This is a genomic window from Paenibacillus sp. UMB7766-LJ446 (assembly GCF_030226665.1).
GTDB lineage: Bacteria > Bacillota > Bacilli > Paenibacillales > Paenibacillaceae > Paenibacillus > Paenibacillus vandeheii.
Genome location: NZ_JASOYM010000002.1, coordinates 364,192 through 388,380, shown reverse-complemented (window position 1 = coordinate 388,380; position 24,189 = coordinate 364,192). Strand labels below are relative to the sequence as shown.

General features: G+C 44.0%; 19 protein-coding genes. 3 read left to right on the top strand and 16 right to left on the bottom strand.

The window, feature by feature from the left end; all coding sequences use genetic code 11:
• Positions 1–372: 372 nt before the first annotated feature.
• The gene (gene bglS, locus QP794_RS06690) at positions 373–1,086 is read right to left on the bottom strand and encodes a beta-glucanase (RefSeq protein WP_285075498.1); all 714 of its coding nucleotides are present in this window, start codon (positions 1,084–1,086) and stop codon (positions 373–375) included.
• 297 nt (positions 1,087–1,383) lie between these two features.
• Here bglS and QP794_RS06685 point away from each other — a divergent pair, with 297 nt between their 5' ends.
• Positions 1,384–2,490: an FAD-dependent monooxygenase gene (locus tag QP794_RS06685; RefSeq protein ID WP_285075496.1), complete on the top strand. Its 1,107-nt coding sequence runs from the start codon at positions 1,384–1,386 to the stop codon at positions 2,488–2,490.
• Positions 2,491–2,641: 151 nt separating this feature from the next.
• On the opposite strand, the gene QP794_RS06680 is transcribed toward QP794_RS06685, so the two are convergent.
• From QP794_RS06680 to QP794_RS06660, 5 genes are all read right to left on the bottom strand, one after another.
• A complete protein-coding gene (locus QP794_RS06680; protein WP_285075495.1) occupies positions 2,642–3,823 on the bottom strand; it encodes a NupC/NupG family nucleoside CNT transporter in 1,182 nt (393 codons plus the stop codon).
• Positions 3,824–3,876: 53 nt separating this feature from the next.
• Entirely contained in the window at positions 3,877–4,584 is a 708-nt protein-coding gene (gene deoD / locus QP794_RS06675) for a purine-nucleoside phosphorylase (protein ID WP_285075493.1), read from the bottom strand.
• Between the two features lie 156 nt (positions 4,585–4,740).
• Entirely contained in the window at positions 4,741–6,033 is a 1,293-nt protein-coding gene (locus tag QP794_RS06670; RefSeq protein WP_483311876.1) for an AcpB/EbpR/MafR family transcriptional regulator, read from the bottom strand.
• Positions 6,034–6,039: 6 nt separating this feature from the next.
• Entirely contained in the window at positions 6,040–6,669 is a 630-nt protein-coding gene (locus QP794_RS06665) for a DapH/DapD/GlmU-related protein (protein ID WP_024633400.1), read from the bottom strand.
• Between the two features lie 67 nt (positions 6,670–6,736).
• The gene (locus QP794_RS06660; RefSeq protein WP_285075491.1) at positions 6,737–8,122 is read right to left on the bottom strand and encodes an MATE family efflux transporter; all 1,386 of its coding nucleotides are present in this window, start codon (positions 8,120–8,122) and stop codon (positions 6,737–6,739) included.
• Between the two features lie 119 nt (positions 8,123–8,241).
• Between QP794_RS06660 and QP794_RS06655 the strand changes: the two genes are divergently transcribed.
• Positions 8,242–9,144, top strand: a complete 903-nt coding sequence (locus tag QP794_RS06655) for an AraC family transcriptional regulator (RefSeq protein ID WP_285075490.1) — start codon at positions 8,242–8,244, stop codon at positions 9,142–9,144.
• A gap of 425 nt (positions 9,145–9,569) precedes the next feature.
• Here QP794_RS06655 and QP794_RS06650 read toward each other — a convergent pair whose 3' ends face one another.
• A complete protein-coding gene (locus QP794_RS06650) occupies positions 9,570–9,998 on the bottom strand; it encodes a MarR family winged helix-turn-helix transcriptional regulator (RefSeq protein WP_024633397.1) in 429 nt (142 codons plus the stop codon).
• A 157-nt stretch (positions 9,999–10,155) separates the two neighbouring features.
• On the opposite strand from QP794_RS06650, the gene QP794_RS06645 reads away from it, so the two are divergent.
• On the top strand, positions 10,156–11,466 hold the full coding sequence (locus tag QP794_RS06645; protein ID WP_285075489.1) for an amidohydrolase family protein: 1,311 nt from the start codon (positions 10,156–10,158) through the stop codon (positions 11,464–11,466).
• An 86-nt stretch (positions 11,467–11,552) separates the two neighbouring features.
• Here the strand turns inward: QP794_RS06645 and QP794_RS06640 are convergent, their stop codons facing one another.
• From QP794_RS06640 to QP794_RS06600, 9 genes are all read right to left on the bottom strand, one after another.
• The gene (locus tag QP794_RS06640) at positions 11,553–12,539 is read right to left on the bottom strand and encodes a glycoside hydrolase family 43 protein (RefSeq protein WP_285075488.1); all 987 of its coding nucleotides are present in this window, start codon (positions 12,537–12,539) and stop codon (positions 11,553–11,555) included.
• An 89-nt stretch (positions 12,540–12,628) separates the two neighbouring features.
• Positions 12,629–13,651, bottom strand: a complete 1,023-nt coding sequence (locus QP794_RS06635; protein ID WP_285075486.1) for an endo-1,4-beta-xylanase — start codon at positions 13,649–13,651, stop codon at positions 12,629–12,631.
• A 58-nt stretch (positions 13,652–13,709) separates the two neighbouring features.
• Complete coding sequence (locus QP794_RS06630; RefSeq protein ID WP_285075485.1) at positions 13,710–15,266, bottom strand: glycoside hydrolase family 43 protein; 1,557 nt, start codon at positions 15,264–15,266, stop codon at positions 13,710–13,712.
• A complete protein-coding gene (locus QP794_RS06625; protein WP_285075483.1) occupies positions 15,267–16,220 on the bottom strand; it encodes a carbohydrate ABC transporter permease in 954 nt (317 codons plus the stop codon). It lies immediately after the preceding gene.
• A complete protein-coding gene (locus tag QP794_RS06620; RefSeq protein ID WP_024633391.1) occupies positions 16,220–17,185 on the bottom strand; it encodes an ABC transporter permease in 966 nt (321 codons plus the stop codon). The genes QP794_RS06625 and QP794_RS06620 overlap by 1 nt, the downstream gene beginning before the upstream one ends.
• 141 nt (positions 17,186–17,326) lie before the next feature.
• Positions 17,327–19,000 (bottom strand): type 2 periplasmic-binding domain-containing protein, encoded by a 1,674-nt coding sequence (locus tag QP794_RS06615; RefSeq protein WP_285075481.1) that lies wholly within the window; start codon positions 18,998–19,000, stop codon positions 17,327–17,329.
• Between the two features lie 117 nt (positions 19,001–19,117).
• Positions 19,118–20,653, bottom strand: coding sequence for a response regulator transcription factor (locus tag QP794_RS06610; protein WP_285075480.1), 1,536 nt, complete (start codon positions 20,651–20,653; stop codon positions 19,118–19,120).
• Positions 20,643–22,466 carry a sensor histidine kinase gene (locus QP794_RS06605; RefSeq protein WP_285075479.1) on the bottom strand — a complete coding sequence of 608 codons (1,824 nt, stop codon included), beginning with the start codon at positions 22,464–22,466 and terminating at the stop codon, positions 20,643–20,645. Before QP794_RS06605 ends, QP794_RS06610 begins: the two co-directional genes overlap by 11 nt.
• A gap of 42 nt (positions 22,467–22,508) precedes the next feature.
• Positions 22,509–24,035: a response regulator transcription factor gene (locus tag QP794_RS06600; RefSeq protein WP_285075478.1), complete on the bottom strand. Its 1,527-nt coding sequence runs from the start codon at positions 24,033–24,035 to the stop codon at positions 22,509–22,511.
• Positions 24,036–24,189 lie beyond the last annotated feature (154 nt).

Sequence of the window (24,189 nt, the reverse complement as noted above, 5' to 3'; positions counted from 1 at the left end):
TGCTACAAATCTTATTCCGCCTCTGCCAAGCCAATCAATGCTTTTTCGCAAGCTCAGCTTGCTTATTCAGCTTTACTTGTACCTTATACCGTACGATATCTGGAGGCGCCCAGGCCGGACAGGAGCAGCAGAGCGCTAACGACAAGCAGCAGCAATAGCGGAGGGTTCCAGCTTGCTGTGATGTCATGAAGCAAACCGAACACTTTTCACGTAGGCTGCCCAGAGCATGATTCTATAATTCCCACAGGTATTTTTATCGGAATTACAGAACATTTCGTTAACACTTCCTAATCGGAATTTCTTTTTAGTAGATATGTAGAAAATGAGATTTATCAAAACAAAAGCAGCCGGCGAGCGGCTGCTTCTATATAGCTAATTACTGGTATATTTAACCCAGTCGTACTCTGCGTACAATGGATTGGCACCATTATAAGGACCTAACCAGCTATCAACCCCGGTTCCATTCCACATGTTCATCATAATTTTACCGGGTGTTACGGGGATATTGCTGGTTGCGGTATGCTTCAATACGCCATCAACATACCACTTGATATACCCTGGTTGCCAGTCGAAAGCATAGGTATGAAACCCCTGTGATGCATCAAAGCCAAGGTTAATAACCTTCTCATGACCACCCACCCCATTTGTAAAATAATTAAATTGCACTTTGGTCGTGTCTTTTCCTAAAAATTCAATATCAATCTCGTCCCATTGCGTGCCATGAGCAGGTCCTGTGTACGTAAAAAAGGAGGAAACTATGCCTGTATTTTTGGCAGGTTTCATGCTGACTTCGTAAAGCCCATATCCGTAATTATTAGTTGAACGGTACTCCCCGCAATCAAACTTGTTGTATGCAGAACTTGTCAAACCCAGCTTGAGCTTTCCATCATTCGTAAAATTGACATTGTTGGCGCGCCACGTGCAGTTGAACATATCTCCGTTGGAGTAGCCATCTGCCTTTTGCCATGTTTCCGGGTTAAAATAAGTTAATGGTTCCCAAAAAACATAACTTGCAAAAGCACTTACCGAGAGAAACAACGATACCACACCTGCCACTACCAACGTGTACCAAGACTTCCTCTTCATCACACACCTCCATGAATGATTTCAAACATGTTCGAAGTTTGGGCAAGCGATCCCCAAAAAAAGTGAAGATCCTCTTGCAGCAGCATATAAAGCGCTTACATGTCTGGTGTTTTCATTCTATATGGATGTAAATGGAATAACTATAACAATCTTTAAAGATAGATATTCATTTCTAAAGCTTTTCGTGAGGAAAAGGTCAACGCCTGATTCTGCACGAGCTGTTCATATCCAGTTCATAAAGCTATTTTATTCTATACAAAATCATTAGAAATATTATGGATCACGGGAGGAACGAATATGAAAAAAAACATTCTAATCAGCGGGGCGAGCTTTGCCGGCATCTCAATAGCCTACTGGATGAAGCAGCTTGGCTACAACGTGACCGTTGTTGAGATTTCTGAAGGTCTAAAAAAAGGAGGCACACCTGTAAATATTCGTGAACATACGGTCGACATCGTGAAACGTATGGGGCTGCTAGGCCAAATCCAGTCGAACAAAATAGACATGGAATTGATGGAATTCAAAAATGCCGATGATGTCACTGAAAGATTCGAAATCCGTGAGCAGCTCGCAGAAGATGAATATGAAATCGAGCGAGATATATTGCTGGATATCATGTTCGAGGCTGTCAAAGATGACGTTGAGTTTATTTTCGGAGATAGCATTACATCATTGAAGGAAGAAAATAATGGCGTTGAGGTAGCTTTCAAAGGAGGACAAAAGCGCTCGTATGACCTAGTATTCGGCTGTGATGGTATTCATTCGGCCGTCAGAAAATTATGCTTCGGCGAGGAGGCTGAATTTTCGCATTTTCTTAAAACCTATTTCTCTATCACGATCGTGGATAAGTTGTTGATCCGGGAGAATACGACACAGATGTACAAAGAGCCGGGCAAGGCGATTATGCTGAATACCTATAACAATAAAACCGATATTGTCCTCTGCTTTTCTTCGGAGAAGGAACTCCCCTACGACTACCGAAACGAAGAACAGCAACGGGATATCATTTTGAATCAATTTTCCGGACTAGGCTGGCGAACGCCGGAATTGCTGGAAGAAGTGAAGAAATCGAAAACTTTTTACTTTGACAAACTGTGCCAAATGAAAATGCCGTCGTGGACAAAAGGCAGGGTAGCGCTAGTCGGTGATGCTGGATACTGTGCCTCTCCGGCTGCTGGCATGGGTGGATCACTGGCGATAGATGGGGCGGCAGCCTTGGCTGATGCTTTCCAAAAAAACGATGGGAATTTTGAGCTTGCGTTCCAAGAATATAATAAGAGTTTCCGTCCTTTCATTGAGGAAGTACAAGCAAACGCGGAAATGATGGTAGATTTTCTTGTTCCACGAACTGAAGAAGCCATTCGCGAAAGAATTTCGCAAGCGGCATCCATCAAGGACATCTGAGGACCAACCTGTAGGATATGGAGAGGCTATCATTTGATGGTATTTTTCCCGTATGTATTTGTTGAGTATAATGATTAGGACCAAGTTCTTGTCCTCAGTTTGGGGCAAGAACTTGATTATTTGAACAACAGCTCCATTTCGAGTTGTTCACCTAAAATATAATACCGATAATTATGGCCGATAAAACGCTTACAAGAGTAGCACCATATAACAGCTTCAATCCAAACCGGGCAACAATATTCCCTTGTTTCTCATTCAGTCCTTTCACTGCACCTACGATTGTACCAATGGACCCAAAGTTAGCAAATGAGATTAGAAAAACAGAGACAATGGCTGTAGTGCGGCCACTTAAACCATCTTGGATCTTAACAAAGTCAAGCATAGCTACAAATTCATTCGCAACCAATTTCGTTGCCATGATACTACCAGCATGAACAGCTTCATGCCATGGCACACCGATCATAAAAGCAATGGGTGCAAAGACATACCCTAGAACTCCTTGGAACGAGATGCCAAATATGCCACTGAAGCCCCCGTTAATCAAGGCAATAATCCCGACAAAACCAACTAACATGACCCCAACCACGATGGCTACTTTAAAGCCGTCCATAATATATTCGCCCAGCATCTCAAAAAACGTTTGTTTCTCCTCTTCCTGGACCTCAACAATATCTTCTTCAGCTGTAACTTCATACGGATTAATGATGGATGCAATGATAAAGCCGCCAAATAGGTTTAATATTAATGCAGCCACTACATATCTAGGTTCGAGCATCGTCATATATGAGCCAACAATGGACATCGATACTGTCGACATTGCAGATGCACATAATGTATACAAGCGATGCTTTGGTAATAAACCAAGTTGATTTTTCACCGAAATAAATACTTCATTTTGGCCTACAATTGCGGCTGCAACCGCATTATAAGATTCCAATTTCCCCATGCCATTTACTTTACTTAGCACCAGACCAATATACTTTATAATGAATGGCAGTATTTTGTAATGTTGCAGAATCCCTATTAATGCTGACATAAAAACGATAGGCATCAAAACATACAGGAAAAATGTATGGGCTCCTTCATTCGCCATCCCGCCAAAAACAAAGTTCGTTCCTTCGTTGGCATATCCAAGTAATTTCGAAAAACTATCAGCAAAACCTTTAATTAAAAATTCACCTATACTCGTTTTTAGTATAATTAATCCCAAACCTATTTGAATAACAATCATAATAATGATTGGACGATATTTAATTTTCCGCTTATTATTACTCGCAAGCCATGCCAGCAACAGAACCATAATCAGACCGACAACAGAAATTAGATAATGCATGTTTAACCCTCCAAATTATCGGTACATTTTTTTGGAATCTTCATATCGATATATTAGCTCTCAATGGCTGTGTTAAGTGCTATTTCGACCATTTCATAAAAGGATTGCTCACTGTCTTGATGAGTTAAGTGCTCCTGGGTTAACAGTTGACTGCCTACTGTCAAAATGGATAGTGCTTTTACACCATATTTAGCGGCTGTAGTATAGAGGGCTGTGCTTTCCATTTCGACTGCTAATACACCAAAATCCATAAACTTGTGAAGACGATCTAAGTTCTCACGATAGAATTCATCGGAATTATAGATGTTACCCACAAAGACACTTACTTGTTTGGCTTGTGCTTGTTGATACGCTTTCATTAACAATGAGAAATCTGCCGTAGGTGCATAATTACAGCCATGGAAGATCTTATCCGTCATATTACTATCTGAAGACACGGCTTGGGCGATTACAATATCGCGGATATTAATTTCTTTCTGCATGGCGCCACATGTACCGATACGAATCAATTTCTTCACTTCATAATCGACGATCAATTCCGTTGCATAGATACTCATCGATGGGTTTCCCATTCCTGTCCCCTGAACAGACACCGGTATGCCCTTGTACAATCCGGTGTACCCATACATGCCTCTTACTTCGTTATAACAATTCGTCTTATCTAAAAAGTGTTCTGCTACGAATTTTGCACGCAAAGGATCTCCCGGAAGCAAAACGATGTCCGCTATTTCTCCTTTTTTCGCGCCTAAATGCCTACTCATATTTCTGCCCCCTACTCTCAATATTGAACTCAGGCTTACCTACATCTCTTCCGCATGCCTAGAAAATCAGTTCGGAAAGTACATTGAGCATAAGATTTTTTGTCATAACAAACTAGACCAAAATCTTACGGAGGGTAAGGGAAATAATTGGTCAAATTATAAAAGCAACTCTTTACGAATATTGTCCAGATCTCTTTTGGACGGGATTGTAGAGATAATAACAACCGGCACGGTCTGCAATGAAACCGGAATATTACTAATGACAAAATCAATCTGGTGTTGCTGCATCATTTCGTCAGAGAGCCCTTTCATTATGGACGTATTGATGACCAGCTGATCCCCAATTTCCTTCTTGATCAAATCCGCTATGTAATGACGAATTGAAAATTCTTCTCCGATCACTAAGAAGGCCCTTTTCCATTTATAACGTAAACTTGAACGAACCATTAAGGTTAGCTTGGTTAAATGAAAATGATTGTACATGACGGCAGGGTAGGCTTTGCCCCATGTTTGCATGCAGGTTTGCAGTTCCTGATACAGCTGCTGGCATTCCTTTTGAACATATGCCGTTAAATTACTTTTGGAAATCATCATCCATTCAGAAATTGCATTATCGATTAATAACTTGTCAAAGAACGCGTATATCTCCAATATAAATCGTTCTTCCATCTCCAAATTGGGGTATACTTTTGCCAATAGACTTAGGAGCAGATTACCCATTTGATATTCCTCTTTATCTTTATGTAATTCGACTTCTTTCCTCGGCGTTATTTCTGATCCTTCATAATAATGATATTGGCTGAGACTAACCAGGGATTGCATAAAGTAAATTTCACTTTTGGGAAAATCAATGGAAAGCTTCTCTTCAAGACTTTTGGCAAGGGTCTTCACAGGCATATAAAATATCCCCTTTTCCCAGGGGTAAGCACTTTCGTCGATGTTTACGAATTCCCCTTGAAAGACCCTTTCTATTACAATGGCCAGCAAAAAGGATAGTCTCCTTTTGGAATTGATAAAATATACGATGTTTTTCTCATTCTCTATATTTGTGATCAACTGATTGATGTAATCATAATCGACATTCGCAAAAGGCCATCCTGTAAACTCATACGCATCGCAATACAACTTCCAATAAAAATATCGAATATTCATTTCATTCCCTTTGATCATAGGGGTTGAATACGTAATGCGTAACTTATAGGCTTTTAGATCATTATTATTTAATTGCACAATCAGTTTCTTCAAAGATGAGGTGCTCATAAACATGACTCCGGCAAGCTCCTCCACGGACAGTCGGTCCACATTCGTGAACAAAACATTCATCAGTCGATAAAAGATGGTTTGTCTGAACATCGAAGAAATCATTTCACTCATCGTCTCACTTCGCCCATCACGCAGAAGAACGATTCCCTTTCCTCTAGAAACTTCTATAGTTACAGTCGGGGGCAATTGCTCTTACCATTCCACTTGGTCGAAACGCATGTTTTTATAGTAATACTCCCTGTCATGATCCGTGATTTCACGAAGGACCCTGCAAGGATTTCCAACAGCAATTACGTTGCTAGGAATATCCTTGGTTACCACGCTTCCTGCTCCGATCACACTTCCAGCACCGATAGTGACTCCTGGTACAATCACAACACAGCTACCGATCCATACGCCATCCTCGATAACTACGGGCAAAGCAAACATCCCACCTTCTTTACGTTTTTCTGGGTGTACGGGATGATTGGTTACCGCAATCGTAACATTTGGACCAAACATAACATCATTTCCAATCGTCACTTTATAGTCATCGACAACAGTTAAATTAAAGTTGATATAAACATTATTGCCTACCGTAGTGTTTGATCCGTATGACATCCGAATAGGAGGCTCCATCCAAACATGTTCACCAATACTACCGAAAAGCTGTGCCATCAGCGTCTTTCGCATTTCAATATCATCGGGATGTAAACGATTGATCTCATAACATAGTGCCTTTCCTCGTTGACGCGCACGAGCCAGATCCGATGCTTCCTTTGGATAATTCGCATCATGATCCGTAAACAGTTGCCGATTTGCCATTCGTTCTATAATATTCATGCCTTTGTCCCCTCTGCCTTTAATCTATTTCTTTTAGTTGACCGTACATTCTTTGATCTTATATTTCTTAAGCTACTGCTGAAAAAGTCCTTGTAATGTTATTTAGCCATTTGTATTGTCGGTAACGAATGAATGCCAAGGGTAACTTAATGAACTCATCCAAACTGATAACGATATATAACACAAGGGGGGATACGTTCCATACAAAAGCACATAAATAGCCAAGCGGCAAAATAATGCCCCACATTACAATTGAATCACACCAAAAGCCAAATTTAGAGTCACCTCCTGCAGTGAATATTCCCGATATATTGGTTGCATTAACGGATTTGGCAATACAATAAAAAGCACTAATATATAACATTCCATCCAGGTAGCTTTGAGAAATGGCATTTAGATTTACTACGGTAAAAACAAGCGGTTTTATCAGGATAATTGTGACCCCTGCTATTATTCCAAATAGTAAAGCATATAGATTCATTCTGTTTCCCACCTGTTTGGCTTTCTCGATCTCCCCTTTCCCTAGATATTTTCCAACCAGTATAGAACCTCCACTAGCAATACCTCCACACAGTACAATGGTTAAATTCTTAACCACGGATGCAACTGAATTCGCTGCCACCATATCAGCACTTACATGTCCAATAATTGCAGCAGTCGCCGTTAGTGCACCTCCCCAAACCATATAATTGCCCTGTACAGGCATGGTGTATTTCAGGAAATCCTTGAGGAGATTGCGTTGAATGCCATCACGTATCGGGAATCGAAACCGAATCGATCCTCTTGTCACGGAATAAATAACACAGCAGGCCAATTCAATAAATCGAGCTAAAACTGTACAAAGAGCCACCGCCGCAATCGCCATTATAGGTCTGTCTGGAAAAAGGACAAAAATGCACAACGCATTAAACAAAATGTTTAAAATTAAACATAATGAACTAATCCAAGCACTTAGTCTTGCATTTTCCATACTTCGAATCACACTGAGATACATTTGTGAAATGCCCATTGCAAGATAAGAAAACGAATTCATCTTTAAAAATATTGAACCATACTGAATTAACTCAACATCATTTGTGAAAAATCGCATTAACGATTCAGGATATACAAAAGATACGAAGAAAAACAAAATGGAGATGCTAAAGGAGAACATGCAGGCAGTGCTAAGAATACGCTGTATGGTTTGTACATCTTTCTTCCCCCAATATTGTGCGGTTAGAATCCCTGCCCCCGTAGACATCCCCATGTAAAACAATGTCAATGCAAAGGTAATTTGTCCGGCTAGCGATACGGCCGACATTGTAGATTGGCTAATCATTCCCAGCATAACTACATCAGCTGATATGACTGTGGCTGAGATTAGATTCTGTAATGCAATCGGAATGACAAGAGTGATTAATTCCTTATTAAAATTCCGAGTCATAGGAGCAGTTAACGGTACACGTTTTTTCACCTATCCACCCCTCTCTGTTGATTTCCATATTATCAAGATAGGATAAAATCATTGTCCTTTCCATAAATATTGGCTATACTTTTGTCAAAATCGTATATTCGTCGGAGGCATTTTGTTTTATGAAAAATTTAGAAGTATTTTCTGATTTATCGGAACGATTGAATTATAATCTACCTGAGTTGCCCTTGTATGTACGGAAGGGGAGCTTGAATCAATTTGATAATTTTGAAGCTGCAGCTCATTGGCATTCGGATGTGGAATTCATTTACATTCTTGAAGGTTCTATGGAGTATTCTGTTAACGGACAAACCGTTTGCTTAGACCAAGGAACTGGGATTTTTGTGAACAGTCATCGTTTGCATTTTGGTTTTTCTCACACTCATAGTAATTGTTCATTTATAGTTGTAGTCATTCATTCCTCTCTTATCGGGGAAGGTGCTTCGTTGATGCAAGCATACTGGGAAGAGAAGTTCGGTCCAAACATGGATGATTTTCTAGTACTAACAGATGAGATCGCCTGGCAGCAAAACATATTGTCATCTATCCAAGCGATCTATGAGGAAATGCACAATAGCTTTGCTCCAAATCCGTTCCGTTTAACTTCACAGGCTTTATCTCTATGTGCTGGTGTGGGAGATCATTTGCAACAGAAGGTGGGGGGGATTCAAGATGTTCAATTATGGACGAATATTCAGAAAATGACTCGATTCATTCATCAAAACTACGAGCAAAAAATAACTCTTCAAGACATTGCATCCGCAGGAGCCGTTTGTAGAAGCAGCTGCTGTACTTTATTTAATAAATTCGTAGGTCAAACTCCCAACAACTATCTCATTCGATACCGCCTTCATAAAAGTTGTGAGATGTTGCGGGAGACCAAAAGATCTGTGAGTGAAATCGCACTTGCCTGCGGCTTTCAAAGTGTGAGTTATTTCTCATCCCTTTTTCGCAAACAAATAGGATTAGTTCCGTTAGCATATCGAAAAAGCGGCATAAATGGCTTAAGTAAAACGGAGAATTAAATCTACTTACAGCGGACCTTTTAACAGCACGACTTAAGGTTCAGTTTTGTCCTGCCAACCATTCCTTTATGCGCGTCGCCTTTGGCATTCACCCTCTTATGAGCCAGCTATTTCTTCGTTTTCAACTCACTCTTTGCTGTATGGATGAAGGCAGCCATTGATGGAGAAATCCATTTCTCCCAATGCCAGAGCATCTGTGCGGAAAGGAACCTCCGATAGATCCCATGGTAAGGCAACCAGCCTGCCCTCTCTCAAGTCTTCCTTCAGAAAAATTTCAGGTAACAAGGAGATTACGTACAGGAATAAGTGGAGACATTAGCTATAATCCCGTCGATCGGTACAACTTCGAGCAGGCATTACGTAAAATCTCCTCTCCTGCACTCGTTATGCCGGGGTCAAATGATTTGTTTTTCACCCCAGAGGATTTATACAGTCTCATTGATTTTGATCAACAATTTCTTTAGTACTTGCTTCTCTTCGTCGGTAAGGACTTGAACAATTTCCTCCTCCACCTTTTGAAAAGAGTCTTGAAAGTCTTCAATCAGTTCAACCGCTTTTGGCAATACGTATATATTTTTTTGCCGTTCATTATTGGCCGGGATTTTACGTTCGATGAACCCTTTTTGCTCTAGACCTTGAAGCATACTTGTAATGCTGGCCCGACTTAAATGAAACCGATCAGCAAGATCCATTTGGATAATATTTTTATTTTGGTTCTCGTAAAGATAGTCAATTACTTTTCCTTGTTGAGCGTTTAACCCCAGCTCTTTTATACTCTCGTCTGCTCTTTTCTTTAACTTAAGACCGATAATCTGAAATAAATCCAGATAAGGTGTTTCCTTTCGGGATTTCATCATCGTCCCCCCTTTGATTGTTAGTTACCTAATTGTAAGTAAATAAACTATACAGCGATCCTATTCGCTTGTCAAAAAAACATTAGCCTATTGACAGTTAGAACTCTAACAGTTATTATTCGAATTGTTCAAAGAAAAACACTCAGGAGGGATTCAGATGGAGAAGTTAACTCAAACTACTGCGTTAGAACAAGTTATTGCGATTACAAATGTACGAATCTTTGATGGAGAGCAAATTATTGCGCCCAGACATGTTGTTATTAAAGGGGAGTCTATTATTTCAATCGGTGGCGACCTTCCAGCCAATGCAAGGATTATCGATGGAGAAAATGCGACTTTAATGCCTGGTCTGATTGATGCACACGTTCACACCTCAATCGGCGGATTACGAGATGCCCTAAAATTCGGCGTTACCACTGAACTCGAAATGAACGGCGATTTTACTCAAAGAGGGCGCGAAATTCAGTTAAAAAATGTGAATGACATCGCAGATGTACGTTCTGCTGGCACAGCGATCACGGCTCCGGGTGGTCACCCGGATGAATTACTACCGGATGGAGATGAAATACCGGAATTCGTATTAAAGGAATTAGCGAAGTTATCGGAGGCAGACCGGGAAGCCATGTTAGCCGCTTACGCTCACGATCATGAAGAAATACCGCAAGTGACAACGGTGGAAGAAGCGATTAAACATGTGCATACCCAAGTCGAGAATGGGGCCGACTATATTAAGATCATGATTGAAGAAGGTACGGTCATGGGTGCACCTGGCCTGCCTGTATTGAGTGACGAGATTCTAAAAACAGCCGTGACAGAAGCCCACAAGTTCGATAAGCTGGTCATCGCCCACGTCTTGACGGCTCTTTCATCTCAACAAGCCATCGATTTTGGAGTCGACGGTTTGGGCCACTTGTTCATCGACAGACCCGAGTACACCTCCGAGTTAGTGAAATCTATAGCGAGTTCAGGCGCATTTGTTACACCTTGCTTGGTGTTGAATTCATCGATTATCGGAAATCCGGCATCCGAATTGGCGAATGATCCGCGTGTTCATTCCAAATTAAGTTCAGATTGGATCGATATTTTGAACTCAAGCTTCAATACGTTCCCCCAAGGCAATATGGAGAACAGCTTTAAAAATGTGATGGATCTTCACCTTGCCGGAGTTGATATTTTGGTAGGGACGGATGTCGCGCCGGTTCCCGTACCAAATCTGGGCGGCCTTGCTCATGGAGCAAGTGTCCACCACGAAATGCAGCTGCTGGTGAAGGCCGGGTTCACTCCGATCGAAGCTCTGCAGTCGGCTACTTCGAAACCGGCCCGTTGCTTTGGTCTTCATGATCGTGGCCGCATTACCGAAGGTGCACGAGCAGATCTCATTCTCGTTGACGGTGATCCAACAACAACGATTTCGGATACCTTGTCGATCAAATCCGTATGGTTCAATGGATCGCACCAAGTAGGTTAATCAGACTCAATCTGCCTGTACAATAAAAACTAAAAAACTAAAACTCCGTGCTTTGGCACGGAGTTTTAAAGTTTTAATGATGCATCTTATTTCTCTGGATATGGATCAATCATGCGAATCGTGCCGTCCGGGTTGTACGTCAACTCGGCAAATTTTACGCAGCGCTTGTAATCGACTCCACCGGAAAGGGAACAATCGTGATAGAACAAATACCACTTTCCCTTGAATTGTACAATCGAATGATGTGTTGTCCAGCCCATGACTGGCAGCAAAATGGTACCTTGGAACGTAAACGGACCCATGGGATTGTCACCGATGGCGTACACCAACTTGTGCGTCGTTCCTGTGGAATAGGACAAATAGTATTTTCCATTATATTTGTGCATCCATGGTCCTTCAAAATATCTGCGATTCTCGTCCCCAGCGGTCAGCGGACTTCCTTCCTGATCCACGATGGATACCTCCAGAGCCTCCGAAGCCATTGAGAGCATATCTTCCCTCAGCTTTGCAACTCTTGGGCCGATCGCCGGTGCATCCGGAGCAGGGCCCTCCGCATGTTCCACGTAGCTTCCAGTCTGCCATTTTTCCAACTGTCCCCCCCACAGCCCACCAAAGAGCATATAAGCCTGCTCATCATCGTCCACGAACACAGCGGGATCAATACTGAAGCTGCCCTGAATATATTGCTCCTCTGGCTTGAACGGTCCTGCTGGAGACGACGATGTAGCCACGCCGATGCGGAAAATGCCATCATGGTCCCGTGCCGGGAAAAACAAATAGTAGGTGCCTTTTCTGTATGCGGCATCCGGTGCCCACATCTGACTGGACGCCCAAGGGACATCCCTCACATGCAGCACCTCGCCATGATCCTTCACGGATGAATCCGTGTCCGCCATAGATAGCACATGATAATCCTCCATCTTGTACTGATCTCCGTTGTCATTTACCGGACCGTCGTGATCCAGATCATGGGATGGGTAAATATAAATGCGACCCTCGAACACATGCGCTGAAGGATCAGCAGTGAATATATGCGTAACTATAGGTTGATGTTGTTTAGGTAATTCGGACATACAAATGTCTCCTTCCAAAAGATATGCACTCCCGAGTTTCTATTCGAGACTGCTATGGATCAAACGAAACGGTATTGATCCGCTCCAGCTTACTTGGGTACAGTGATTCGCGCGACACGCTGATAGGCTTCCTTGGGGCGATGCAATTCATCGAACAAGAATGGCCAATTTTTCCGTCCTCGGACCGGGAAATGGTCCAGCCAGGTGTAATCGTCGGCAGCCCCCCAGAATGTTACAGCGCTAATATGTTCCTTATATTCGTGAAGCAGGCGGAAGATGGATTCATATCGCTCGGCCTGCAATTCTAGCATCTCTTGCGAAGGCTGAACTAGATCCGTCCGCCTGTCTTCAAAGCGAAATACCGATACATCCAGTTCGGTGAGCTGAAGCTGCAGGCCAAGCTGCGCATACCGCTCAATCGCGGCGCGCATATCATCCAGGGAAGGATCATACAGATTCCAGTGTGCCTGCAGGCCAACACCATGAATTGGCACGCCTTGATCGAGTAACGAACGAACAAGCCGAAAGATGCGTTCCCGCTTCTGCGGATTGGATTCGTTATAATCGTTATAGAACAAAAGCGCCTGTGGATCTGCCTCATGGGCGAATTCGAACGATTTGGCAATAAAATCCTCCCCGGCGATATCCAACCATTTGGATGGACGCAGGAGCGCGCTTTCGTCATCTGCATCATCGGTAATAACCTCGTTCACGACGTCCCATGCATAGATAACGTCCTTGTATCTTCCAACAACGGTCTGAATGTGCTCCTTCAATCGCTCCAGCAATACATCGCGCTCCACCAGTCCGCCAGTTTCATTCTCGAACAGCCAATCCGGAGTCTGGTTATGCCAGACCAGTGTGTGACCGCGCAGCGCCATGCCTTGCTCTTTGGCAAAGGAAGCGATCACATCCGCATCCTCAAACGTATACAGTCCCTGCTGTGGATGCACACTGGAGAATTTCATTTCATTTTCTGCCGTTAGGCTATTGAAGTGATATGCAAGCAATGAACGCTGACTTTCGATCGTCTTTGGATTCACTGCTGCTCCAATGTGAAAGCTATCCTTGTACAGGTCCTTCAGTGGAACCTCTTCTCGAAATGAACCCATGATTTCCCTCCTCTAATATTTCTAATTGACTAGCAGCTTAGCTCTTGTTATTGGCGGATTAGATCGAGTATTCGAACCAGTCGAATCGGGCAGGTGCACTGCTTGCCTGACCATTGCCGGTAGCATATAGTCCGACCACCGCCCCGGTAAAGCACATTTTGTGCACAAAATCCTCCGGGGAAATGGCTTGTGCCGAGCCTGAACCCAATACTGTCCAGTTCAGTCCGTCCTCGGAACAAGCCAGCCTATATTCCTTCTCTGTTGATTCAATTCGAAGCGATAGCCGCTCCGTTACAGTCTCGCTCTCGTGAACCGTGTTCGACTCTCCCCGCACTGTCAAGCGAGCAAAGAGAACGTTTCGTCCTTTCAACCGCTTAATTCCAATCTCATAATGTGCGTCCTCATCCCGTCGAACGCACAATCCCGCTTCTTCTCCTTCAGCAGCTGGTATGAATGAAAGGCAGGTCGTAAAACTGGCGTGAATATGCTGCTGCCTGCGGCCTACAAACGTGATCTGACCGATGTCATCAAGACTTCCCGCCTGGCAATACAACGTCAGGTAACCTGGTTTTTCCGTAAGCAAGCATACTCCTTCTGTCGGGTTGCGCACATACATCCATTGCAACCCAAGCTCACCGTCGAATTCTTCCCGGCCGACAATGATGGCTGTATGGCTCTCGGGCAAGGAAGGCGATGCCACTGGCAAACGTTGGACCTTCATATCCAAACTCACTAGTCCTTCATTGTTGTCAATGTGCGGCCACCCCTCGTTCCAAACAACCGGTGCGAGGAAGGTTTCACGTCCAAGCACGCTATATCCATCCGCTGTCAAACGTACGCCAAGGAAAACGGCCCACCAGTCTCCATTGTGATCCTCCACCAGATCGGCATGACCCAAATACTGAATCGGATGATCCAGATGGCGATGGGTCAGAATGGGATCAGGATAGCGTTCAAACGGACCATAAGGTCGATCGCTTCGGCCGATGATCTCACGATGCTCCTTAGCCGTTCCGCCAGAAGCGGACATCATATAATACAAGCCATTAATTTTATACAGATGCGGTCCTTCGGTCCACGGCCCGCCATCCCCATGCCAGACAACTTGTGGCTCAGAGAGCGCCTCACCCGTGGCGATGTCGATCTCGTACTGGATGGCATGAGAATCGTAATCGGCGCCTTGTTGAGCGGTCACGTACACTTTGCCATCATCATCAAAAAACAGCGATGGGTCGATTCCCCCATATGGGATGCGAATCGGATCAGACCAAGGGCCAGCAGGGTCGGTTGCCGTAACGTAGAAATTGCCAATGCCTCTCACATCTGTCGTAATCATATAAAATGTTCCTTCATGGTAACGGAGTACAGGAGCATAAATGCCGTCTGAGCTTTTCCGCCCGGTCAAATCAAGCTGGCTGACCCGATTCAACACATTGCCAATCTGCTCCCAATGAATGAGATCCCGGCTCCGAAAGATCGGCACTCCGGGAAAATATTCAAACGAGCTGCAGATGAGGTAAAAATATTGTTCCGCCTTTACGATGCTGGGATCCGGATAGAATCCGGGAAGGATTGGGTTGGCATAACAGATGGTATTTGTTTCGAGTTGTTTCATCTATTCCTTCACGCTCCCTACATTTAGTCCCACAACAAAGTATTTTTGCATAAACGGATACACCAGCAGGATCGGTACCGAAGCAACAATTGTAATCGCGGCTCGGATTGAAATCGGTGTAACCTGGGTGGAATGTTCCATGCCCACACCATTGGCTACCGATGGATTGCTATTGGCATTCATACTGGAAGACAACAGCTTCATCAATTCATATTGCAGCGTGCTCAGCTCTTGACGCGAAGATGTGTACAGGAAAGCATCGAACCAGGAGTTCCACGCACCGACCGCAACGAAAAGCGCGATGGTTGCCAGCACAGGCTTGCACAGCGGAAAAATGATTTTCCAGAAAATTCTGTAATCTCCCGCACCGTCGATTTTTGCTGATTCGATCAGGCTTTCAGGAATCGTGTAAATATAAGTACGAATGACGATCAGGTTGAACGCACTGATCAGCGATGGTAAAACATACACCCAGAACGTATTGATTAAGTGAAGGTCCTTCATCAGGAAGTACCCCGGAATAAGCCCTGCATTGAAATACATCGTAAGTACAAAAATGGTCGTAATCAGTTTACGGAAAATATAATCCCGCCGGCTCAGCGTGTAGGCAAGCATCGTGGTCAGGAATATATTCAGTACAGTGGACAGAACCGTACGCGCCACGGACACCAAAAACGCGTTATAGATCGTGCCTGACGCAAATACGGCTTTGTAATTTTGCATCGTGAAATCGCGGGGCCATAAATAAAGCCCCCCTCGGATGGTGTCGTTCCCTGCATTGAACGAAACGACAATCGTGTTCAGAAACGGGTACAACGTTACAATGACCAGCAAAATCATGAAAATCGAATTGAAGGTGTTGAACAGAAGTGGTTCGATGCCTCTGCCACCCGGGCGGCGAACGGAAAGTGCCGCTGTATTTCCAGAACCAGACAATGGTGTTTTTTTCATCATTATAAGAGCCTCTCTTCCCCAAGCCGCTTGGCGGTCCAATTCGCGATGAGCAACATGGTAATGCTGACTACCGTTTTGAATATACCGCCGGCAGTAGCGAGTGAATAGTTGCCCTGGGCGATCCCGTATTTGAGTACAAAGATATCAATGGTCTCCGACCAGTCAACAACCAGTCCGTTGCCCAGCAAATATTGAACCTCAAAACCTGCTTCCAGAATATGTCCGATAGACATAATCAGCAGGATGACAATGGTAGGCTTGATTCCCGGCAAGGTGATGTTCCACATTTTTTGATAGCGATTGGCTCCATCAATGTCAGAAGCTTCGTACAACGCCGGATCAATAGAGGCTATGGCTGCCAAATAAATAATCGTGTTCCAGCCAACTTCCTTCCAGACATGGGACCCCGCAACAACTCCCCAGAAATATTTCCCTTCCGTCAGCCAGAGAATAGGCTCATTGATGAGATGCAGCTTCATTAAAATATCATTAATAATACCATCGGAAGCAAGAGAGGTCGCTACGATGCCAGTAACGATAATCCATGATAAAAAGTGGGGCAGATACGAGATCGTTTGCACTGTCCGCTTCCACATGACCTTTTTGATCTCATTAAGCAGAAGGGCCAGAATAATAGCGGTTACAAATCCCAAAATTAGATTGATAACACTCATGGCCAGCGTATTACGCAGCACGCGCAGGAAGTTGTCATCGGTAAATAAAAATTGAAAATGCTTGAATCCTACCCAGGTTTGCTGGGAGAAGCTTCTCGCAGGCTTATAATCCTGAAAAGCCATTGTCCAGCCCCAGACAGGCACATAAGAAAAGGTGATAATATACGCGAGCAAAGGAACAGACATCCAGATCAGTTGTCTCTGCGCTTTGATGTTCTGCCAGGTCAGCCGTCGAATTTTCGGTTTTTTCTTTGGGCTGAGCGGCTTGCTGCCCACTACAATTTCCTCCATAATATCAAGCTCCCTATCCATCTTTATATTGTAAGGAAAAACGTCTAGCGACACATTTCCCACTATGACAATCCGCGCCCAGTGACATATTTCTTTGAAAAATCAGGAAGGAAGGTAACCTTCCTTCCTGACAGCAACTTCTTATTTCACAGACCAGTTATCGATTCTCCACTGCAATACTTCATTGACGCGGCCTTCGAATGCCTTGATATCCAGCTTTTGAATTTCGGAAACGTATTCGCTCCATACACTGCTGAAGTCGGATGTGTTGGCCAAAATCGCTTTCGGCAAATATTTGGTTGATAATTCGTTCAGCTTCGTATTGGCGATTTTAGCTGGAGAGCCCTCAACCAGATCGACGGACCAAGCCGGGTAATAGATAGGGTTTTCCGGTGGATCACTGAAGAACTCTATAAAGCTGTTTAATCCATATGCATCCAGAACTTCCTTATCAAACGGTTTCAAGCTGGCCTGATATTCTTCCGGCTGATTGCTTGCTGAAGTGGCGTTGCCATCGCTGAAATAACCTTCCATCTTCGGTGCGGTTCCATAGAAAGCGTCTGCTTTGTTGGCCAGCTTCCAGGCCGCATCCGCAGCATTGTCGCGCTGTTCTTGTGTTTTCATGAAACGACCTTCGTCATTGACGTAATAGTCTTGATCCTGAATGCCCCAAGTGAGCGTCTTTTGCCAATCTTCTTCCATAAGCTTGTCGAGCGCTTTAATGATTTTCACAGGGTCCTTGGCACTTACCGTAATGCCGTAACCATTGTTCAGGTTAAGTGCTGCGCGATCGCGATAGTAGTCCTTCGTGCTGCTGTCGTATACCAATGGGAAGCCGACGTATGTGCGTTCGATTTTGTCCTGCGTTATCAAAGAATCTTCCGCACTGCCAAAGTTCCAATGCTGGTCGAACATGCCGAGCACCGCGCCGCTGGACAATTTGGCCATGTACTGATCGTAGTTTTGGGCAAAAGCCTCCTTATCGAGCAAGCCTTGTCCGTTAATTTCATTAAGCTTTTCATAGTATGTTTTTGCATAATCCTTGTCTGCAAAGATCTCTGCCTTGCCGTCGTTTACAACGACACCCCCATCATTCGGATGACCGATCAAATGCTGTGGCGGGTTCAGCAACCCCCAGTTTTTCCAGTCATAGTTCAACACTTCAAAGCCAATGGTCGGCTTGCCGTCGATAGTAGGATACTTCTCCTTGTATTTCGCGATCAGATCAAAGTATTCGTCCAGTGTTTTTGGTGTTGGATAGCCAAACTCTTTCAACACGGCTTTTTGAATCCAGAAGGCAGGTCCGCTGTAATAGGTATCTGACACCTCACCGTTGTAAGCACCGTAGTTAGGCAAATAATAGATATGTCCATCGTTAGGGTCCTTCATCTGATTCCAGTATTTCTCGTAATGCTTCTTCAGATTAGGCGCATGTTCCTCGATCAGGTCCTCTAGAGGAATGACCGACCCTGCTGCTGTCAGCTTGGTATCCGCAGAGATCAAATCGGGATAATCTCCTCCGGCAATCATGACGCCGAGCTTTTGGTTTTTGTCGCCCGCCAAAAATTCAAATTTGAATGTAACGCCAAGCTCTTCCTTGATTTTTTTGTAGATTTTGTTGTCAGCAGTTGGCTGTTGTCCGGCCTCGTTCAGGAATACCGAGATTTCTAACGGATTATCAGCCCCAACCTCACTACCTTTACTGCTTTCCTCTCCGCTGCCTGAATTGCCACTTGAGCAACCTGCTAGCACAACGCTCAACGACAATAACAGTGTTGCCCCCATACGGAAAAATGATTTTTTACTGTCCCCCATAAAGCACCTCCAAAGTTTGATCTCACTGCATGAAAGCCCTTTCATTTGAATAATTTAATTATAAATTTACATCACTATGGAAACTATATTCGAATTATAGCTCTTTCCGAGAAAAGCTCAGGTTTTCTTGTATTCATTAGGAGACATGCCCATGCGTTTCTCAAATTGTTTTAAAAAATGATGGTAATTGGCGTATCCAACCTGTTCCGAGACCTCGCTATTTTTGTACTGATTCTTCTGCAGCAAGCGACACGCCTCCTCTACCCTCAGGTTATGAAGCAGTTCATTGAATCCGATTCCATTTTTGCGTATCAACAGTTGCCCCAAATAGGCCGGATGCAGGAAGAAACGTTCCGCCAGCATCTTAATGGTCAATCCCTCCCGGAAATGTATATGAATATAATCGTTGATATCCTGTACAATACCTTGTGCTTCGAAGACGCTCTCTTTAAGCAAAAACTCAAAGCAGACTCTTCCGCACGCATGCAACATGCCAACTAAATCATCAAAGGTTAACAGTGCTTCATCCAGATCCGGTATTTCGAACAAACGGTAATTCTCTGAATCTTCTGCCATTTGCGCCCTCATATAAGCCCGAATTTCATGAAGAAGGTAAATCACAAATTTTCGGGCTTCATCCGGGTGAACCCGCATCTGTCGAAAGGATTGCTCAATAAACTCCACAGCGGACTGGAAGTTGGCGTAATCAATGAGCTGAAGTGCTCCCAGTACTCTCTCGACCAGTTCGACCTGTTTGTTATGCCTTTGAAAACCGTGATGCTGGAGATCGGCATAATCCATTATGCTGTTCCCTTGCACTTCATAAAAGGCGTGCAGCAAGGCCTTCTCTGCTGTTATTCGGGAGTTGCTGATAAGATGAAGAGAGGATTCGGTTGTGCCAATTGCCATATATGTACGAAAGCCCGCCAGACGGCGAGCCAGTGCTTCTAATTGTTTTCTTAAAATCCCGCTCGTTCTCTGAGGTTCGGAGGAAACATCGCCGAACACAATGGACAAGAGATCATTTCGCAGACGAATGATATAAATGACATGCTGTCCGCTCAGAACCTCTGAAGCAATACTAATACAGCGGCCAACCTCATTCTCGGACACCTGAACCAGGCACACATTCCAGGATTCAGCTGACCGGGACAGGGACTCCATGAGTTGAGTACCTTCTGTAGACAGCACTTTGCCCATCAAAGCATCCTTCATCGTCAACATTTCCTGCTCTCTCAATGCAATCTGTCCAATATAAAGCTGCTCTTGCTCCTTCATTAGTTCGATGCTCATCATGCGAACCTCGGACTTCGCCTGTTCCTCATCCAATGGTTTTAACAGATAACCGGAAACTTTGAATTTAAGCGCTTTTCGCGCAAACTCAAAATCGCTGTACCCCGTAAGAATAATGAACTTGGTCGACCAATTCCCTCGATGTCGCCATTCTTCAATCATTTCTAGTCCATTCATCACTGGCATATGAATATCAACCATAACAAGATCCGGCTTAAGCTCTTCCATTCGTTGCAGCCCTTCCATCCCGTTGCCGCATAAAGCGCATACCTCAAAGCCAAGACTTTCCCATGGAATCCACAGCTCCAAGCCCTCTAGCGCCCATGGTTCGTCATCAATCAGCAGCACTTTAAATGCCATTGTCCCTACCTCCTTTTGCTCCCTGATACTCTAGCAGTTGTAATGGAATTTCGAAGGATACCTCTGTTCCCTCCCCTATTCTGCTCACCAGATTAAAACTCACTTTATCGTCATAATACAATTCAAGACGACGATATACGTTACGTATGCCAATATTACTTCCTCCACTCTCCTCTTTGCTCCGCATATGATACAGAACCTCTTGTAGCCGTTCCTTATCCATGCCTATACCATTATCGGATACAACAACACGCAATCGCTCGCTTACAACTTCTGCTTTAATCTTCACATAGCCAAGTCCTTCAATGGCTTGAATTCCATGTTTGCAAGCATTCTCGGCCAACTGCTGGATACTCATTTTTGGAATTCTATACTGCCTCGCCTCATCGCTAATATCAATGTAATATTCAAACTTATCTCGAAAACGGAATTTTTCAATTCCCATATACATGACCGTAAAACTCATTTCCTCTTCCAGAGTGACCACATCATCCTTCCAATTCAACAGGCGGCGAAGCAACTTGGATAGGTCCTTGATAATATCTTTGACATCCGCATAATTGTTTTTGGTGCTGACCACCAGCAGCGCATTAAGCGTATTGAATAAAAAATGAGGATTCATCTGGCTTTGCAACAAATTTAGCTCAGCGCGAATGCGCTCGGCCTCCTGACTCCGCTGCTGAATTTCAAGCTTGTACACATTATTGATCAGGGAATGGATCTGAGCGGTCATCATATTGAAATTACGAATTAAATGACCTATCTCATCCTGTCCACCATCAATGTTGATCAGATCAAATTTCTCGTTTCCCACCTTTTGCATATGTCTGGACAGACGCTTTACTCGGTAATTGTATGAACGCAGCATGACATAGATGAAGATCGAGGTAACCAAAGTAATAATACCGGCCAACATGCCGAAATAAAGCTTCATGGAGAACATCGCTTGTTTGACACGTGTTTCCTGAGGCACGCCGATGAGCTTCCAACCTTTCACATAGCTGGCATTACCAATCGGAACGATATGTAGATCCTTTTCCACTGTCTTGCTCATATCGAACAACGCATAATCACTGTCTACCTCGCCCTGATACTTGTCATCTGCAGACACAATAATCTGATTCTTGGCGTTGACCAGATACAGGTCCAGCGAACTTTTCTCTCTCGCAATAACGTCATAGAATCGATTAAGGTAAAAATCAATCCGCACCAGCTTCTCGTAAGAATTGTCTACGTTGTAATAGTCCATTTTTTCAATCACACTAAAATATGATGAGGTCGCCGCGCGATCATTCGCCGCCTGATCGCGATACGCGAGCACACTCAGTGATTCCCCTGCCTTTTCCCATTGTCTGAACCAGGCACTGGCATACATTGAGCTGTCCAAATAATAATAATCTCCTCCAGACACGATGGTTGGGTTATTCGTGTAGATGCCGATTCGCTGGATCTGGTTGTTCACGGGGATATAAGATGTAACCCTATGGCGAAGCTGTTCATCGAACGTATTATAGAAATCCAGTTGACCATTGTACACACGATCCATGGATTCGGACAACAGCTTGTCCGTGATTAAAGCGTGACTGACAGCGATACCCCCGTCAATCATGGTGTGAATGTCCTTTCTAGCCCGCTCCAGCGATATTTGCAAATTCTGTTCTTCCCGTTCCTTGATCAGCCCTGACATACGATCCATGAACAAATAATTACTTGCAATAATCGGAAGCAAAATACCGATAACATATATCAGCGTAAACTTGTAGTTCAAAGGAATATCGTTCACGATGCCGCGCAATCGGAATTTCTTAAACATGTCTTCAATCGCCATCCTTCATTCGTTACTTGTCGAGTGGATCTATGGTTGTTTCCGATATGCAGAAGGAGCCATGCCCGTCATGCGCTTAAACTGACTTACAAAATAGTCAGCATTGGGGTACCCTGAGTTGACCGCAACTTCGGCTATGCTGGAACAACTCTGACGCAGCAGTCTCTTGGCCTCCTCGATCCGTTTATCATTCAGATATTCCCGAAAAGACTTGCCAGTCTGCTGCTTGAAGGCTTGCCCCAAATAATTGGCATTCATATGAAATTTCTGTGCAAGTTCTTGAAGCTGAAGCTTCTCCCGAAACTCTTGGTTAACATACTGCACCACACGAAAAATGGTGCAGCATTCCTTTTCTTTCCGCTGCTCCTGCAGAGCTCTCAAAGCGTTGAGACTTAATATAAGTGCATATTCCCGGAATGCAGGAAAGGAGTCAATGTCGGTTAAGACGCCCAACGTATGTTGTAACTGCAACACAAACCTCTCCACATCTCCATCCAGCTCCTTCAGTTGCTTGAGAACTCCCATTTCAAGGGCAAGCAATTGCACCCGAACATATTCTATATCCGACGCAGGCAGCCCTGAGTCTGGATTCACCAGCAGTTCATGTACCTCTTTCTCCAGCCCATCCTCTTGACCCGTTAAAATGATTTTAAACAGGTTAGTCAAAGCTTTTTGGTTCACAGTCGCCATGCTACCATCCCTTGGCAGATCTTGATCGTAAATAATGCCGCTTCCTATCTGATAACGCTTCCATTTTAGCGCAGAAAATGCTTTTTCATAGGCCGTCCGCATAGCAACTACTCCACCTGAATGATATGCAAATGCCACAATAATTGTTGCTTGACTGGAGTACATCTCAAACAGGGTGCTCCCTAACCTCTCAAGCCAACTCAGAGAATCATCCATTTCAGCTGCAAAGACACCCATTCTTCCTTCAGCATCCATATAAAGTTCGTAGTGCTGAGCGCTAGCAAAACGCTGTACCTGTGACTTGATGTCCTCATGGCAAGCATCTGTTTCAATTAAAAGGCAGGCCATGTTCTCATGACCCTCCATTTGCATTATACTTTTCACTTCAGCTTGCAGTTCGCTGCTCTCCTCACCCTGAAACAGACGGTTGAACAAACAGTTTACATATAAAGTACGCTCGTGTTGATGCAATTTTTCTGAGACAAGCTCGTTCTGAATTTTACGACTCATCTGTTCTAATACGTTTTCAATTTCAACCTCATCAATGGGTTTGAGCAAATAATCCTCTACACGCTGTTCCAGCGCTGTTTTCGCATAATCGAAGCGTTCGTATCCGCTTAATATGACAAATCGCGGCGGTTTGGCTAATTTTTGTATAGAACGATCAATCAGTTCAAGTCCGCTCACCGAAGGCATATGAATATCTGTAAACACCAGGTCTGGCTGAAGATCCTCAATAATGGCCCAAGCGGCGTTCCCGTTCTCGGCCTCTCCACAAATTTGAAAACCGTATTTGTTCCAATCTACCATTGTTCGCAGACCTTCCAGTACCCATGGCTCATCATCCACCAACACAACATTCATCATTCTTGTTTCCCCCCGTTAATAGTGATGAATAATCTGCTTTCACCTTGGACACAAACATGGATCATTGCACACTGGAAAATGTTTATCTGTAGCTTTATGTACCCATTCGACGATTATTCAGGTTCAATTCTGTCTCTGTACACCTCAAGTAGCG

Excerpts from the sequence above, each read along its gene's own strand:
- QP794_RS06610 (WP_285075480.1), bottom strand. The coding sequence starts at position 20,653 with ATGGCATTTAAAGTGCTGCTGATTGATGACGAACCATGGGCGCTAGAG.
- QP794_RS06620 (WP_024633391.1), bottom strand. The coding sequence starts at position 17,185 with ATGGAGGAAATTGTAGTGGGCAGCAAGCCGCTCAGCCCAAAGAAAAAA.
- QP794_RS06615 (WP_285075481.1), bottom strand. The coding sequence starts at position 19,000 with ATGGGGGACAGTAAAAAATCATTTTTCCGTATGGGGGCAACACTGTTA.
- QP794_RS06665 (WP_024633400.1), bottom strand. The coding sequence starts at position 6,669 with ATGAATATTATAGAACGAATGGCAAATCGGCAACTGTTTACGGATCAT.
- QP794_RS06640 (WP_285075488.1), bottom strand. The coding sequence starts at position 12,539 with ATGTCCGAATTACCTAAACAACATCAACCTATAGTTACGCATATATTC.
- QP794_RS06600 (WP_285075478.1), bottom strand. The coding sequence starts at position 24,035 with ATGATGAATGTTGTGTTGGTGGATGATGAGCCATGGGTACTGGAAGGT.
- QP794_RS06655 (WP_285075490.1), top strand. The coding sequence starts at position 8,242 with ATGAAAAATTTAGAAGTATTTTCTGATTTATCGGAACGATTGAATTAT.
- QP794_RS06630 (WP_285075485.1), bottom strand. The coding sequence starts at position 15,266 with ATGAAACAACTCGAAACAAATACCATCTGTTATGCCAACCCAATCCTT.
- QP794_RS06605 (WP_285075479.1), bottom strand. The coding sequence starts at position 22,466 with ATGTTTAAGAAATTCCGATTGCGCGGCATCGTGAACGATATTCCTTTG.
- QP794_RS06625 (WP_285075483.1), bottom strand. The coding sequence starts at position 16,220 with ATGATGAAAAAAACACCATTGTCTGGTTCTGGAAATACAGCGGCACTT.
- deoD (WP_285075493.1), bottom strand. The coding sequence starts at position 4,584 with ATGAGTAGGCATTTAGGCGCGAAAAAAGGAGAAATAGCGGACATCGTT.
- QP794_RS06635 (WP_285075486.1), bottom strand. The coding sequence starts at position 13,651 with ATGGGTTCATTTCGAGAAGAGGTTCCACTGAAGGACCTGTACAAGGAT.
- QP794_RS06680 (WP_285075495.1), bottom strand. The coding sequence starts at position 3,823 with ATGCATTATCTAATTTCTGTTGTCGGTCTGATTATGGTTCTGTTGCTG.
- QP794_RS06650 (WP_024633397.1), bottom strand. The coding sequence starts at position 9,998 with ATGAAATCCCGAAAGGAAACACCTTATCTGGATTTATTTCAGATTATC.
- bglS (WP_285075498.1), bottom strand. The coding sequence starts at position 1,086 with ATGAAGAGGAAGTCTTGGTACACGTTGGTAGTGGCAGGTGTGGTATCG.
- QP794_RS06685 (WP_285075496.1), top strand. The coding sequence starts at position 1,384 with ATGAAAAAAAACATTCTAATCAGCGGGGCGAGCTTTGCCGGCATCTCA.
- QP794_RS06645 (WP_285075489.1), top strand. The coding sequence starts at position 10,156 with ATGGAGAAGTTAACTCAAACTACTGCGTTAGAACAAGTTATTGCGATT.